Annotated in this window: 9 protein-coding genes; 6 read left to right on the top strand and 3 right to left on the bottom strand. The window is 44.1% G+C overall.

The features are described from left to right. The first annotated feature begins 326 nt into the window (after positions 1–326). Complete coding sequence (locus tag NSQ99_RS00110) at positions 327–1,727, top strand: ABC transporter substrate-binding protein (protein ID WP_340834131.1); 1,401 nt, start codon at positions 327–329, stop codon at positions 1,725–1,727. A gap of 286 nt (positions 1,728–2,013) precedes the next feature. On the opposite strand, the gene NSQ99_RS00105 is transcribed toward NSQ99_RS00110, so the two are convergent. From NSQ99_RS00105 to NSQ99_RS00095, 3 genes are all read right to left on the bottom strand, one after another. Further along, the gene (locus tag NSQ99_RS00105) at positions 2,014–7,089 is read right to left on the bottom strand and encodes an endo-1,4-beta-xylanase (RefSeq protein WP_340834130.1); all 5,076 of its coding nucleotides are present in this window, start codon (positions 7,087–7,089) and stop codon (positions 2,014–2,016) included. Positions 7,090–7,464: 375 nt separating this feature from the next. After that, the gene (locus NSQ99_RS00100) at positions 7,465–8,856 is read right to left on the bottom strand and encodes a DUF5808 domain-containing protein (RefSeq protein ID WP_340834127.1); all 1,392 of its coding nucleotides are present in this window, start codon (positions 8,854–8,856) and stop codon (positions 7,465–7,467) included. A 15-nt stretch (positions 8,857–8,871) separates the two neighbouring features. Beyond that, a complete protein-coding gene (locus NSQ99_RS00095) occupies positions 8,872–9,258 on the bottom strand; it encodes a GntR family transcriptional regulator (protein ID WP_340834125.1) in 387 nt (128 codons plus the stop codon). 525 nt (positions 9,259–9,783) lie between these two features. Here NSQ99_RS00095 and NSQ99_RS00090 point away from each other — a divergent pair. From NSQ99_RS00090 to NSQ99_RS00070, 5 genes are all read left to right on the top strand, one after another. Then, entirely contained in the window at positions 9,784–11,226 is a 1,443-nt protein-coding gene (locus NSQ99_RS00090) for a SpoIIE family protein phosphatase (protein WP_340834123.1), read from the top strand. A 259-nt stretch (positions 11,227–11,485) separates the two neighbouring features. Next, the gene (locus NSQ99_RS00085) at positions 11,486–13,249 is read left to right on the top strand and encodes a sensor histidine kinase (protein WP_340834122.1); all 1,764 of its coding nucleotides are present in this window, start codon (positions 11,486–11,488) and stop codon (positions 13,247–13,249) included. Next, a complete protein-coding gene (locus NSQ99_RS00080; RefSeq protein ID WP_251669422.1) occupies positions 13,249–13,650 on the top strand; it encodes a response regulator in 402 nt (133 codons plus the stop codon). Before NSQ99_RS00085 ends, NSQ99_RS00080 begins: the two co-directional genes overlap by 1 nt. 128 nt (positions 13,651–13,778) lie before the next feature. Further along, positions 13,779–15,107, top strand: a complete 1,329-nt coding sequence (locus NSQ99_RS00075; RefSeq protein WP_340834118.1) for an extracellular solute-binding protein — start codon at positions 13,779–13,781, stop codon at positions 15,105–15,107. Positions 15,108–15,197: 90 nt separating this feature from the next. Continuing rightward, a complete protein-coding gene (locus NSQ99_RS00070; RefSeq protein ID WP_340834117.1) occupies positions 15,198–15,857 on the top strand; it encodes an SGNH/GDSL hydrolase family protein in 660 nt (219 codons plus the stop codon). The last annotated feature ends 429 nt before the right edge of the window (positions 15,858–16,286 follow it).

Raw genomic sequence — 16,286 nt, 5'->3', positions numbered from 1 at the left:
ATCTATTGAACATGTGAGCAAGTAAGCAGGTGAGTTGTAAACTATTGTACTATGCTCAAACTATATTACAACCTGTGAGAACATTGTTTAGTTAGTAAATGCCGTGCTGAAGAAAACGATATTGAAATAATACAAATATTGTTGAAATTCTCTATGGTTACTAGGAGGGTGCATTTATATAATTTGTATGTGATTGCTAAGTGGGCAGTAAACAACATCGTCTCCCGTGATCGTTAGTTTTTTGCGATACGTGGAATAGTTCAAGTAATGAACGTATGCAATCATGAAAGCGCTGCCTTAGCGACTGAAGAGAAGGGGGACTAAAAATGAGCTTACGAAAATTAATGGTAGTATTGTGCAGTTTAATGTTAGTTTTTATGGTAGCCTGCAGCAGTAATGGAGGAGAAAGCACATCAGGCAACAATGATGTCGTACAAAATACGGAGAATCCAACGCCAGAGCCTAGCGAAGCGACGGATGAAGTGGATGCTGATGAGCCTGAGGCTACGGTTAATCCAAATATAACACCTGAGATGGACTTTGACATGGGTGGTAGAACATTAAAGCTTGTGTCCTGGTATGATGAGTCGATTCAGGAAACTAGCCCTGATTCGATCCAAATGAAGCAAAATCTAGATGCATTAATGGAAAAGCATAACTTCAACGTGGAATACGTTGTTGTTGACTACGGTGAGTATCAGGATAAGGTAAAGGCATCTTTAATGGCTGGAGAGCCGCTAGGTGATATTATTAGGCTTGCAAGACCGTGGATGATTCCTACACTCGTTAAGCAGGATTTATTCTGGCCGCTCGATGACTATGTAATTAATGACAATGCATTTGTTGTTCAATATACGAAGGAGCTATCTGAATATGACGGGAAGGGCTATGGCTTCCGTATCGGAGTAGCTGGAGCAAGTCAAGGCGTATTCTATAACCGTACGCTAATGAATCAGCTTGGCATTAAGGACTTACAGGAATATGTCGATGAAGATAACTGGAATTGGGATACATTTATTGAAGTAGCGAAGCAAGGTAACAAGGACACCAACAACGATGGAAAAATCGATACTTGGGGTCTAGCAACGGACTCTATTCTTATTCAAGCATTATCTTCTAATGAGACAAATATGGTCGTTAATGGTCAGCAAAACTTAGAGGATCCTAAGACGTTGGAGGCTTTGAATTTTATCTCTCGTATGGCAACGGAAGCCGTTGCAAGACCAACCGAGGGAGGCGACTGGACGGAGCCGAAGCAATTCTTCATTCAAGGGAATACATTGATGTTTGCTGCTGCGGATTATGAGATGGATTCCTTTAACACAGATATGGCGGAATATGATATCGGCTTCCTGCCATTCCCTAAAGGACCTAACAGCTCGCAATATCATTCCTTCAACACGATTCCTAACTATTACACCATCCCTAAAGCAGTCGAGAACCCAGATCAAATTGTTTACCTATGGGAGAAAATTTACGATATTGAATCGATTTATGATTATCCACGTCAAGCTGATCTAGAGAAATGGTTCCAAAATGAAGCGGATGTGGCAAACGCTCAATTGGCTGGAGAAAGCTTCCGTATTATAGAAGGAATTGATGCGTATCCTTCGATGCCTTATTATGCATTTGTTGATGAACTGAGACAAGGTGTATCTGTTTCTACGGTAGTGGAGACGTACAAGGAGCCGTTCCAAGCAGCTGTTGATGAGGTGTGGCAGAACTAGTCAAGCGCAAAAGATGATGAAGTGTTCGGAGCCTGTCACCTATATTCTATGTACGATAGCAGCATAGAGCAAATAAACAGGAGGCGCCTTATAGGTCACATGTTGACCTGTGAGGCGCCTCCTGTATTTACGTAGAGATACAAGCGTCATATATGGTGGTAAATGGAAAGCTCGTCGCTGACAAGCAGCATATGAGCCAAAGAAGCCGTTCCTTATACTAGGTGCATGGGCACCTCATAAGGAACGGCTTCTATTGTTTACGCTGTGATGATACGGCTGCTAACGATTACAGCTTCCAGATGCGGTGTAGAATAACGGCTGCTTCTGCACGAGTCAGTGAATCCTGCGGAGCAATTTTTCCATTTTTACCGTTAATGATGCCTGCATCTACAAGTGCAGCTGCCTGAGCTTGTGCATAGGCTGCTACATCGTCAGAATCAGAGAACTGAGCTAATGAGCCATCTGCATTCAAGTCTATTCCGGCAGCGGCAAGCGCACGTACCGTTAATACCATCATATCTTGACGAGAAATCTCTTCTCCTGGCTTGAAGCTGTTATCGCTATAACCAGAAGCGATGCCTAACGCTCTAGCGATAGCAAGCTCATTGTAATAATAAGCAGATTGCTCTACGTCGCTAAATGCTGACTCGTCGCTAACCTCGGCATTCAGATTAAGAGCTCTAACTAGTAACGTAATAAAGTCAGCACGGTTAATAGATTGCTGAGGCGCATAGCTGCTAGGAGATACGCCATTAATAATTTCGCGTGCCGCCATAGCATCGATAGCTTGCTTAGCCCATGGTACAGCTGCAGTATCTTCGAAGCTATTGGATGCATAAGCAACAGCGAAGCTACCTGGCTCGTTTGTTTCGAATACAACAGTTCCTGAGGCAGCATCATAGCGGCCATTAGTAACGACTGTAGTGTTACCCATGCTATCCATACGCAGCACAACAAGGTTATCGGTGTTGCTGTTTTCTTCATTGCTTGGTGTGTACGGAATAGCAATAGTTAATCCATTCAACGATTCAACAGCTTCGTTATTGTTTGCCAACAGACTTACTTGAACCGCTGGGCGGTCGCCAACCTTTTCGCGTGCTGTTTCATTCAAGCCATCAGCAGAAGCAGGAGTAATACGAATCGTTAATTGATCAGCATCACCAGCTGCTTTAAGCAATGCTTCACCTGAAAGCGTAATTGTTCCAAACTCTGTTGTAATGGTGAACACAGCTTGTTGGTCCTGCAAGCCTTGAACCGGCAGTTGAACATCATAACCTGTTGCATTGGCTTGCTTAGAAAGCTCGATGTTAAGCTGTTTTACACCATTTGCATCAGCGGTTGCTTTCGCTAATGTGTTTTTCAGCTGATCTGCAGTAATTTTACCAACTACGCGATTGTTTACTGTCGAAACTTCAGGAACGACAGCGTTCGGGTCGGTGTTATCTGCAGGTGGTGTAGTCACTGTTCCTGGCGAAGGATTAGGATTAGGATTGCTGCCAGGTTCATCAAGCGTAGTAACAAGCGTCAAATTACCAAATACAGATGTGCTTTGGAAGCCTTGACCTGTTAAATCGTTCCATGTCGCAATACTTTGACGTGCTCCGTTTTGACCATCGTTGATCTGAAGGTCAAATCCGATCTCTGTATTGTGTTGCGCAGTAATGGTTTTGAAAGGAATTTTTACTTCTACTGTATATCCAGCTTCGCTCGTACTTACAGCAGATTCAAAGCCCTCATCAATGTTGCTAGGATTAAATGATGCTACGTTCTTAAAGTTTACGCGATATTGACCATCATCTTCTTGGAAGAAGGTTGTTTTTTCATTGTTTTCATCTACAAACACTTCTACTGAGTCTTGCTCCCAAGGATCTGCACTAGAATCATCTAGGTTGGAATCGCTCACTTGGAACAATACATATAGATGATCTTCATCCCATAGCGCTTTAGCGATACCGTTTGCACCTTGCCAAGCCATCTGATAACGATTGATTTGTAATGCTGGAGCGTTGTTCCATGCTGCATCGATTTCACCATCGATCGTTGGTGTGCCGAATAGTGCTTTGCCTTGATTCGCTTCGACATCTTCGCCGCCATCATACTCCTCAATGAACTTCTCAGGGTTAAGAACCGCATAATATGCAGGCTTAGCCTTCATGTCTCTATCGAATAATAACGGACTTTGTGCTGCTCTCCAGCTTGTCGCATCATTTAAGCCCCATAGTGTGACGCGAGAGATATGCTCAGCCTTTTCTTTATACAGCTTAAACAGCTGTGCATAGAGATACGCTTGCTGCTGTGCTTGCTGCTCAGTCAGGACATTGTCGCTGCCTGCTGTAATATCAAGCTCAGTAATACCGACTTCAACGCCTAGGGAAATGAATTTCTCCATAGAAAGTCTAACGTTTTCTGGATTCGTATTTAGGTTGTAATGTGCCTGCATACCGATTCCGTCAATGAGTAGCTCTCCATCGTTTTCCTCAGCATATTTTTCATTAATTTCTTTCACCATTTGATAGATGGCTTCTGCTTTACGCTGATTATCATCATTGTAGTCGTTGTAGTAAAGCTTAATATCCCAGCCGTTTTCATCAATGACTTCCTTGGCGAAACGGTAAGCAAGCTCTAGATAGTCATCGCCAATTGCTTGTAACCAGCCAGATTGTCGTAATGAATCTCTCCAGTCTGACGGATTAGGAGGGTTATCATTCATTGCTTCATTAACGACATCCCATGAAATAACCTTATCACCGAAATGCTCAACGACTGTTTTAACATGTGTTTCTAAGTTTTTGATTGCCTCTTCACGTGGTAATGGTTTGCCATCCTCACCTGTGTGCAGAGCTTCGCGTGATTGCTGATGCCATACGAGCACATGACCGTGAATCTTAAAGCCTTCATCCAACGCTTTTTGTACGAGCTGATCCTCAGCAGTGAAATCGAATTCTCCTTGTTCATCATAGGCATAGCTCGGTTTCATCGCATTTTCAGCGGAAATAAGATTATGATGCAGTTTTAGCAGCTCAAGTCTTGTTCCATCGAACTCGCCGAGAGATACTGCGTTACCAATTAGGAAATCGTCTTTGTATACATCCTTCAGTGGAGTTAAATCACGCTCAATATCAACAACTCCAGTGCCTGTAGGCTCGAAGGTTACATCATCAATATAGAATGAAGCCGTGCTGTTGTTAGAGCTTTCCACATAAATCGATAAGTACTCATTACCTACACTGCTGTAACGGTATGTTCCTTCTAGCTGAACCCAGCCATCGTCTACACTTACCGTTTTGCCTTGCAGGTTGTTGTAGCTAGCACCGTCACCGTTTCCTACTTGTGTAGACAATTGGAGCTGTGCTGTTGCTGGAGAAATCAGCTTAACCCACGCTGAAACCTTATACTCATGTCCTCTGTTAACGTACTCCTCTACGCGCAAGGAAGGTCCGTGCCAATTTTCATTGCGATTTTCAACCTTCAGCGCAAATTTTCCATCCTCAGTATGGTTCGCTTCATCTGTAATCGTTAAGATTTCATCACCGTGTCTTCCAACAAATCCGCCGAACTGCTCGTCGTCAAATGTGATTGGAGTAAACTCTTTAGCAGGTGGACGATCATCTTCTGGTTCTTCTTCCGAAGCAGCCATCGTTGTAATAACAATGTCACCGACGTAGAAAGGTACATTAGCGCCTGCATCGTTAGACTGAATGCGGAACGCACGATCGAACGTACCATCCTCAGTTGGCGTAGTGTCTACTGTATGAGTGCCTGTTGCTGTGAAGGATTTTCCAGCCTCCATATTTGCTTGCAGATATAAGCCCTGATATTTATCTACATTTTGTACGAGTACCTGTGCCCCTGCTGGGACAGTAACATCGTCAGCGATATAGCCTTTTACTGTAATGGTGTAGGTTTTTCCGTTTTCCATATTGACCTTATCAAATGGAATATCAGCACCATGCCAGTTTGCTGAGCGATCAGTAATATGAATGGCATGACCATTCTCATTGCCTTCAAACACAACATCTGAAACCGCTGTCAAATTTGAGCCGGCTTGCGTTGCAACACCAGCACCGTCCTTAAAGGTTTCATGATAAACGACAATCTCTTGTGGCTCTTCCACTTCTTTTGGCTGTTGTGTAATAAGGATGTCGCCAATGTAGAAAGGAACCGGAGCTCCAACTGCATTAGATTGTACGCGAAGCGCGGAATCATTTTCCGTATCTACAGTTAGGTTAGCCTGTAACGTAATTGCATTGCCTGCCGTATAATTCACACCCGCCAACCAACTGTAGCTGGATACGGTTTGTAGGAAAGCTTGAGCGCCCTCTGGTACTTCAACGCCCTCATCTACATACACGGATACAGTTACTTGGTATGTTTCTCCGTTCTTTAATCCAAGCTTATCGAATGGGAAATCAGCCGCATCCCAGTCATTTGTTCTGTTTTCGACATATAACGCAGCATCATCGCTGTTGCCGTCAAAAGTCTTTTCTACAACGGATAGCTTAGCGTCACCTGACTGCGTAGCAGCGCCTTGACCATTCTCAAAGGTTTCGTGGTACACGACAACAGGATCCTGTTCCACAGGAGCTTCAGGTGAAGGGGCTGGTCCGCCAATCCAACCTGCAAGTTCAGACAGCGTAGTGTTCATCATTACATAATGACGTCCCATTGCATAGTTACCGCTGTTCGGGTAGCCTACCTTGAACGCATAGTGAATGCCGTTTTCCTCAGCTGCCGCTTGAACTGCTGGGTTAAAGTCGCCGTAAGGGAAAGCAAATAACAATGGATCCTTGCCAGTTACTGCTTTAAGATCAGCATTTGCTTTGGCAATGGCCGCAGATGCATCTGCTTGGTTTACGTTTTTCCAATACCCGTCACTTTCGTGATTCACAGTATGGTTCTCAATACTTACGTTTGGATGATCATCAGCGAGCTTCTGAAGCTGCTCGCTGGACATGCTGTAGCCACCGTCAATCCAATCGGTAACGACGAATAGTACAGCATTCATATCCAGCTCTTCCAGTATTGGAAGCGCATTTGTTACAAAGTCTGGTGTTGCATCATCAAAGGTTAGCAGTATAGGCTTCTCTGGTATAGTTGTAGCCTCTCCACTTAAAATCTCCACATACTGCTGTGAAGTCAATGTTGTATAGTCATGATCATGGAGGTATTGCATCATGCTTTTAAACTTATCGATACTAGTGTCTGTCCATTCATTCGATGGTGTCTGGACAATACGATGATACAGAATGACAGGAATATCCTGTGACTCAGCTTTTGCAACTGATGGCACAAGCCATCCTGATGGAATCAGCAGTGCCGCGATCATTAGCACAGAGACCCATCTAGTAAGTTTACCTTTCATCTGATTCATTCCCCCTAGATAAAATATGGAAATATTAAGCGCTTCCATTGTTAAGGATGCTAAACATTTCCTAACCATTATTATATCTAGATAGATTTCTGGTTTTAACGGAATAACTTTACAATTTACTTCATTTTTTAAAGTTAATTTAAGATCTATGATATATTTCTATCTTAAATAGACTTATTAGAGGACTATCTCTAAAAAAATTATATATATAGTGAATTAGATTGAGCATCTAAAAGAAAGATAAACAATCTAACTAAAAACATGTAGTGTTGTCAAAGCCAGCAGCCTTCGAGCGTATCGCTCGAGGGCTGCTGGCATTTTGGTGCAATGTATGAAAAGAGATGTTCCCTAGTTCGCGCGGAGTTTTCACTTAGCCGCTTCGATGGCTTGCTCGATCTGCTCGAACAGCTGCTTCGTCACCTCAGGATCGATGTCATTGTAGAATACATACTGATCACTTAGCTTCAGCCGGATATAAGGGGGGTTATTTTTGAACACATACAGTCTCGTTTTACCGAGCTCACTTAAGCGGAAGTGACCACGGGCATATTTATTCGTAGCCTCGCCATTAGCCTTCGCTCCAGAAGGAATAGAAGTAACGAGCTCGACTTCCTCAATCTCCTCCATATCAAACGTAAAGGAATACATCGGATAATCAATCGCAATGTCATGCTCGGCAGTAATCGTAAGGGATGGTGACGTCAGCTCAGAACGAATCAGCATGAATGAAACACCGCCGATCACTGCAACAAGCAACACCACTACGCCACCCATAATGATCTTTCCAGCAGTTGTACCGGTATTGATGGTTTCCCCTATACCGACTCGCTTCGGAACCATAATGCTTTTATCGTATGGGTTATGGTATGTAAAGCCATTAGCCCAATACTCATCGTCGTCACTATATACGGTTTGACCATCCAGCTCCAGCATATCACGCTGCACCGTTTGGATGCTGCGGTATACACCTGCAATAAGCAGTATCGGCAGAATTGAGAATGAGATGGTGACAGCCAGCCATAGCTGAGACATTGCCTCCTGCTCATTTAGAAGAAGCATCGCAATGAGATAAAAGTGCAGGTTTTCTATTAGTGCAAGGAAGAAAAACAAATAGGATAATGATCTGCGCTTGGATTGATTCAAGGCGATATTAATATCAGAGTTTTCACTGTAAACGGTAGATTTGCTGCGGCGTATAAGCTGCATAATGACAAGGAACAGCAAGGTAATGCCAATCGCTCCGAACCCTAGGCTGTACAGCTGAGTATCCTGTGTTCCTATCCACCAGGTTAACAGCGCACCTAGTGCCAGCGGCAGTATAAAGAGGCCAAGCGGTGCCGTTCGTTTGTTTTTCAGCTGTGCTGCACGCAGGTCAGCTTGAATCGTATGCTTTTTCCCGACAAACCAGTCCTGCTGTCTCTTAAGCTCGAGCGTCGCTCGGAATGCTCTACGAAAAGGAAAGACAACGACGATAACAAAAGTACATGTCCATAGTAGAAAGTAAATGATTTGAAAAGCAGTCCAATTGTACATCGCAAAGAAGGGGATATAAGCAATCAGCATCGAGAGCCAGACACGCTTATATTGCTGCTTATATTGTGACTGGACTTGCTGCAGCTCTGGATGCTCCATTGCTTCGGGCGGTAATGTAACGGCGAACAGCATACCATTTTTATAGGTAGCGACTGAACGGTAAGTTAAGACGATAACGAGGAATAGGATGATGGTTGGGATAGTAAAAATAATGCTCATCAGCATAGAATCACCTCTTGTCTAAGATTGGATATTCATCTGTGAAAATGTGTTTTCGCATAGCTTCTGAAATTGCTCATGCGTCATGCCATGTACGACAGCCTCAGCGATCATCAGCTCGAGATTTTTCTCAAGCGCTGCTTCGTATTCTGCATGAATAGGATGAGCGAGTTGACCGCTAACCTTAGCTCCATGACGTCGATCGATGACAATATAGCCCTCTTGCTTTAATAAGGCATATGCCTTATTCACGGTCATCGTGTTAATGCCTAGATCCTCAGCAAGCTGACGAACGGTGGGCAGCTTCTCACCAATTGGAAGCTTACCCTTAGCAATACCAAGCACAATTTCATTGCGAAGCTGCTCATAAAGTGGGACTGCGCTATCCAGCTGCAAGGAAATGAGCATGACAATCTACGCTCCTTTTGCATTTAAGTATTATATATATTAATACAAACAATACTTAAAGGCAAGGGTGCTCAAGCACATCTCGGAAGGTTTTGGCAATAAAACACAAATATTATCATTTACGAAACGGAATAGAGAGGATGCATATATGTATAAAGCGGAGTATCTACTTTCTAAAATGTCCGTGATATAATGGGATATAGGTAGAAAATCCTCAATTATAATGATGCGATAAGAGCATCAATTCCTCTGTACTACACATCTGAGCAGGCTGTTACGACAGCCCTTCATCAAGAACGTACTCAATTCGATACCAATACTTACAGAGACGATAACTGCTTCAATATGAGCTGGAGCTAAACTTTATATTAAGTGCTTAAATAATGGTTATGTATATATTCGGCAGCAGGATTGGTCCAATAGTGAAATGTATGACCTAAGTTGGTTGGAGCTTGATCCTATTCATGATGCAATAAGATTTGAAATGGAATAATAATAGATTGGTTTACAGGTGGGGATAAAAGGATGAAGGAACATTCGATACACCAGAGTCTAGCCGTAAAGTGCTACGCAATGTATGGAGGTATTGGTTTTATCGTTGTAGCAGGCATGCTGTTTTCTAATGAATTTGTGAGCTATGGGTCAACTGAACAATTTCAACGTACGTTGTTCGGAGTAGGTATTGGTTACGTGCTGCTGCTTAGTTTTCTCATATTATATACGCATATCCGTCTAACACGAGCAGCTAAATTAGCTAAAAAGGATACAGCTGAAATGGAGGCTAATGACGTGTGGCTGCACTTCACGTCATTGCCTAGTGAAGTATTTTGGGTCTACGCGTTGGCAGGGCTTACTATCGCACAAACGTATCGTTTGTACACTGCGGGATTGCCGCCTTGGCCAGAGAAAGAGCTGATGCAGTTTTGGAAAGGGCTCTTCTTGGATATGTCTACCTTTGTAGCTTTTGCAATCATTCACGCCATCATGCTAAAATGGATTCTGCTGCAAGAGGTAAAGCGGCTTCATTTCGTTCAAATGCTGCAGCCTCGTATATACAATGTGGTCAATCGAATCAAGTTTATCGTTATCGGCATTTTGCTGTTCATGCTAATCAGTGTGTTCTGGTATAACTACGAAGGGATTGAACAAGGGGTTGCGCCGAACTGGCCCGTACTTATCGCTAGTTCTTCTATTATTATAACGATGGCGATTGCTGCGGTTTACGTGGCATCCTCTTATCTTATGGGAGATCTTAATCGGATGAGAGTGAATTTGAATCGATTAGATATAAAGATCGCCGATACACTCTCGCCGTGTCCTATCGTATCCCCTTATGAAGCTGGACAACAGACCGTAACCTTTAATCATTTACAGGAGCAGCAGTTATTTCCTGATAAGCAGCTGAGCTTTGACGGTTGGACTATTAAAGGGCAGAGCCATGAGCTACAAGGTGGAACTACATTCTTCCATATATATGATGAGCAGGCTAGACGTATCGTTATGCTTGGAGGCAGTCTATCAGGCAATAAGCTTCCTGCCGCAATTGTTATGTCAGCCATACTCAAGATGTTTCGAGCGTATGCCGAGGAATATTATGCTTCAGACGCGATATTGTATCGACTGAAGCAGCAGCTTGCAGGTGCATTAAAGGACGATATGCTGCTTCATGTGGGAGTAATCTCTATCGATCTTGATCAAGCTGAGCTTGAATGGGGGCTTTTGGGACAGGTTCGGTGTATGGTTGTAGATGATGAAGGAAGCACCTCCTATGCAGCTGGTTCTAATCCAATTGGCTCGAGTATTATGTCATCCTTCAGCTATGGTTGCCAGCCATTACATGCTGTTCAGCAGCTCCAGCTGCAGGTTGATGTCAGGGAAAGCCAAGACAATTTCTCCACTTATACCAAAGACAACGTGATTACGTGGTTGCCCTTATTAACAGTTTGTCGTATGGAAGAGGAAGCATAAGAGGTAGGCGTTATCTTAATGCGCGGACAATTGTTTGTTTTCCGTGGTTACAGTGCAAATTACATAGGAAGAGGAAGCACCATTTTTTGACTAGCTTGTATCGACGTATCATACAAGCAGCAAGGAATGGTGTTTTATTTTGCCTAAAGTGTGATGAATGGTTGTAATTTATATCTTTTTTTACTAAATTTTATATAGTGGTAGGAAGTTTTCCTAGAACAACTAGATTAGTAGATCATTTATGAGATGAGGAATAGCGATGTGGCAGTGGGCAAAGCTTAATACGTTCCGTAAGCAAATGTTTGTTGTATATACAAGTATGATGCTAGTGATTCTATTAACGGTAGGAATTTATATCAATGTCCAAGTAAGTGAGCTGCTGCAGACAAATGCGGAGAAGCATATGAACAATACGGCGGTGCAGTCGATTGCCAATGTTGAGCTGCTTATGCAGCAAATTGATACATTCTCCTCGCAGGTAGCGACGAATGCGCTTGTCCAGACAATGATGCAGGACGACTACAGTGGCATAGAAGCAAGCTTCGACCAGTTGCAGCTGCTGCAGCAGGAGGTGCGCAAGCTTGAGGCCTATCAGGTCGGAATCAGGGCGATAGAGATCTATACGCTAGACCATGAGAGCTACTTGCCGATTAGCAATGAGCGGCTGAATGAACGGTATTCCCAGTCATTGATTACGCTATCGAATTTGGCACAGGGGAAGCTTGTATGGACGAATTACAGTGAGCGATTCGGTAACAGTATTGTGACCATACGCAATATTCGCTTGATGAATCAGTCGTTCCAGCATGTTGGCTATCTCGTCGTTCATGTCGACCCCTCGTTGTTCGATTTATCCTCTGTTGCAGATATGGAGCAGAGTGAGAATCAAGACTTTTTGTGGCTGACTGACCAGCTGGGCAACGTTATTTTCACCAATGCAAGCGCAGCTGTTACCTTGCCTGAAGCGACGGGGGATATGGATGTCGTTGAGATTAACGAACGCAGCTACTTTAACGTTAAGCGTAGTATCGCGATGGCGGACTGGGAGCTTAGCATTATGACACCTGTGACGAAAGCAACCGAAGGACTGGCACTGCTTCGTTCCACGATCATCATCTCACTCATCGTCAGCAGCATATTGTTTTTAATATTAAGCTTTTTCATTGCCGATCGAATTAGCCGACCTATTCTAAAGCTAATACGGGCGATGCGCGGAGCAAGACTCGGCGGTGGAGGGCTTAAGCATATTGATGAAACTAGCAACTCTATTGAAATTAATGAGCTTAATAATACATACAATCAAATGGTGGATTCCTTGCAGGCACTCATCCAAGTCGTCTATGAAAAAGAAATATTGCAAAGTCAAACGGAGCTTAAAGCATTACAGGCCCAGATCAATCCGCATTTTTTGTTCAATACATTAGAGGCTTTTTACTGGGAGCTGGAGGAGAATGGTCAATCTGAGCTTGCTGAGGTAATCGTGGCAATGAGTGGTGTATTTCGTTATGTCATTACGAAGCAGGACAGCGATCAATGGGTGACGATTGGAGCCGAGCTGGAGCATGCGGAGCGCTACCTGCTCATTATGAAGATGCGGCTTATGGATCGTTTCGAATGGGAAATTGATTGTGCAGATGAGTACAAAACCATTCCGATTCCTAAGCTGATGATACAGCCCATTATTGAAAATGCGATTGAGCATGGCATTGAGCGAAGTCTGCAGCGCGGCAAGCTGAGCATCCATGTTAGCAGCAACTCCGCTCAGCAGCTTGTGATTACGGTAAAGGACAATGGACCTGGCTTCTCCAGCGAGCAGCTGCATCGCGTCACGCATGAGCTAACCCAAGGCTCGCTACAGGTGGGAGCTACGCAAGACAAGCATCTTGGTGTTGGACTGAAAAATACGCATCAACGACTTAAGCTGTCATTTGGAGAGAAAACCGAAGGCTTGTCGATTAAAAGCTCACAGCAGGGGACAGAAGTGAGCTTCCACATACCAGTTCAATCTAGGGGGATGAATTGATGTTACAGCTACTCATTGCTGATGATGAGCCGCGTACGCGAGAAGGGATTAAACGAGTAATGGAAGGCTGGCTAACCGAGGATTATGAGATAAGGCTAGCCGAGAATGGACTTCAAGCATTAGAGCTGCTTGAGACATATGAGATCGATGTACTGATTTCCGATATTCGAATGCCTGGATTGTCAGGTCTGGAGCTGGTAGAACGGCTGAATGAGATGAGCAGGAAGCCGATGTGCATCTTCATATCGGGCTACTCGGACTTCTCATATGCGCAAAAAGCGATTCAATTCGATGCCGTGGATTACTTGCTGAAGCCGATTGAGAAAACCGTCATTATTGAAGCTGTTCAGCGTGCATTATTACGAAGAGAAGAGAGAATAGAGCAGAAGAGAATGAACTAGATCGTTAAACTCGAATGGGATCATAATGGATTTATTCAACCAGTACAAACTTGCAGAAGGTAGAAGTTTATTGCGCGGTATTGATGCAGTATATAGTGTACACGATTTCAGTTAAAGGGGAGATCAAGATGAAAACACAAAAGCTGATGCTTCTGCTTGTCCTATGCCTAACTGTTGTGTTTGCTGGTTGTGGTACCAGTAGCGGGAAAAAAGAAGGCAGCCATGCAGCAAGCAATCGTCAAGGTGAAAACGCCTCAGGTGATAAGGTCACGCTAAGCTTTATGCATTTATGGCCAGACGGTGTTTCCACAGCACAGAACAATGTGGTCAATGACATCATTGGTCAATATGAAGCTGACAATCCGAACGTAAAGATAAAGGTCGAAGTGCTTGATAATGAGCAATACAAAAACAAGCTAAAAATATTATCGACCTCGAACTCCTTGCCTGATGTAGGCGTAACCTGGGCAGCAGGCTTTTTACAGCCGTATGTAGAGGGGGGACTGTTCGCATCGCTTGACGACCTGCTTGGCAATGGTCTAGGCGAGCAATTCGTGTCAGGAACGACCGATGCCTTCCAAGTAGACGGCAAAACATACGGTGTGCCATTAGAGTTTAATATTGCTCCGATTTATTACAATAAAGAGATTTTTGCTAACCACAACCTTGAAGTGCCGACAACCTATGCGGAGTTTAAGCAAGTCGTTGAGACGCTTACAGCTAATGGTATCGCACCGATTGCACTCGGTAATAAGGATCGCTGGACAGGTTCGCTATGGTATATGTATCTTGCAGATCGTATTGCTGGGCAAGAGGTGTTCTCGAGTGCATTAGCGGGCAAGGACACGTATATGCAGGATAGCTTGCTGCAAGCGGCAAGTGAGGTTCAACAGCTTGTAGACCTGAAGGCGTTCAATAAAGGCTTTAACGGACTTTCCAACGACGAGGGGAAAGCTGATTTTTATAATGAAACCGCAGCGATGTATTTGATGGGGACATGGGAGCTTGCGAACTTTACTGCTAACGAAGACGTTCCACAGGAGTTTAAGGCTAAAGTAGGCTTCTTCAAATTCCCTGTCGTTGAAGGTGGTGCTGGTGACGCGGATAGCTGGGTAGGCGGTCCTGGAGTAGGGCTGTTCGTAGCTGAGAATTCTCCAGTGAAGGATGCAGCGAAGGACTTTGTCGCTTACTTTGTTGAGAAGTGGGGCGAAATAGCCGTAACTGATGCAGGTGTTATTCCGGCAACGAAGGTCGATACCGGCAGTGTGGAGCTGCCAGCTCTATATGTCGAGCTATTTAACGAGATGAACAATGCAAGCAGCATTACGTTATATGCCGATGTACAGCTAGAAGCGGATACAGCAGAGGTGCACTTGAATCAGATCCAGGCGCTGTTCGGCAAGGCTGCAACGCCAGAGCAGTTTTCCGAAGCACATGAGCAGGCGATTAATCAATAAAACTAGACGGTATGCTAGCTTTTCCTTCCAGCCCATTCGTACTACAATGAGGTGAGAGGCTAGGACGAAACGCTTTCCAGGGAGGAATGAATGGCAATGAAGCCTAATACAGTTATTTTATTTCAAGGGGACTCGATTACGGATGGCAATCGGGATCGAGGCAATGACTTGAATCATATTCTCGGACACGGCTACGCATATATAATTGCGGGCAAGCTGGGCAGTGAGCATGCGGAAAGCAATCCACATTTTGTGAATCGCGGAGTGAGTGGAGATCGAGTATCGGATCTATATGCACGCTGGAATGAGGATGCGATTAGCATTAAGCCGAATATTCTAAGTATACTGGTTGGGGTCAATGATGCTTGGCGCATTGTTCACAACGATGCGGGCGGTGTGACGGATCGCTTTGAGCGCGTGTATCGTCATCTGCTGGAGGAGACGATGGAAGTGCTGCCGAATACGCAGCTCGTGCTATGTGAGCCATTCATACTTAAGACAAAAGCTACTGAGCAGCAGTTTGCCATGTGGCACGAATTAATTTCGGACTATCAAGGGAAGGTTCGTCAGCTTGCTGAGCAATTTGATGCGGTACACGTACCGCTGCAGGACGTGTTTGACGAGGCGGTAAAGCGGAAGGAAGCGGAGGCTTGGCTATGGGATGGTATTCATCCAACAGTTGCCGGACATTACTTGCTTGCTGAGCGCTGGCTTGAGGTTGTTGGGCGGAGCGGCTGTCTGAATAGCTGAACCTGAAGTATAACAGCAACGTGGTATCGGAGTTAGCAACAAACCAGCAAGTCAACGAGAAACAGGCTAGTAAAGCTAAAAAGCTAATAAGCTAATAAGCTAACGAGTAACAAGCTACAAAGCTAACAAGCTACAAAGCTAACAAGCGTAAAGAATTGCTTCTAGCTGGCTCAGATAGAGGAGATTAGCCTCGGAAGTTTAGCCGCATATATATTTAGCTGCTTGAATAGTTAGCAGCCTATATATTCAGTGTGATTAATGAAACAGCTGATGGCTGGTTTATTAAATGAGTTTATTACTGAAGCATTTAAGTGGATGGATACATACAGGAGGCAGTCGTCTATTTAAGTCTAAGAAAGTACATACGACTCTGCATAATTTAGAAAATCCATTCGAGAGCAGACAAAGTAACGGGATAGGCACATTGCC

The organism is Paenibacillus sp. FSL W7-1287, from assembly GCF_038004245.1.
GTDB lineage: Bacteria > Bacillota > Bacilli > Paenibacillales > Paenibacillaceae > Pristimantibacillus > Pristimantibacillus camelliae.
Note: the sequence above shows the minus strand (reverse complement) of the source record. Positions and strands in the feature narration are given on the sequence as shown.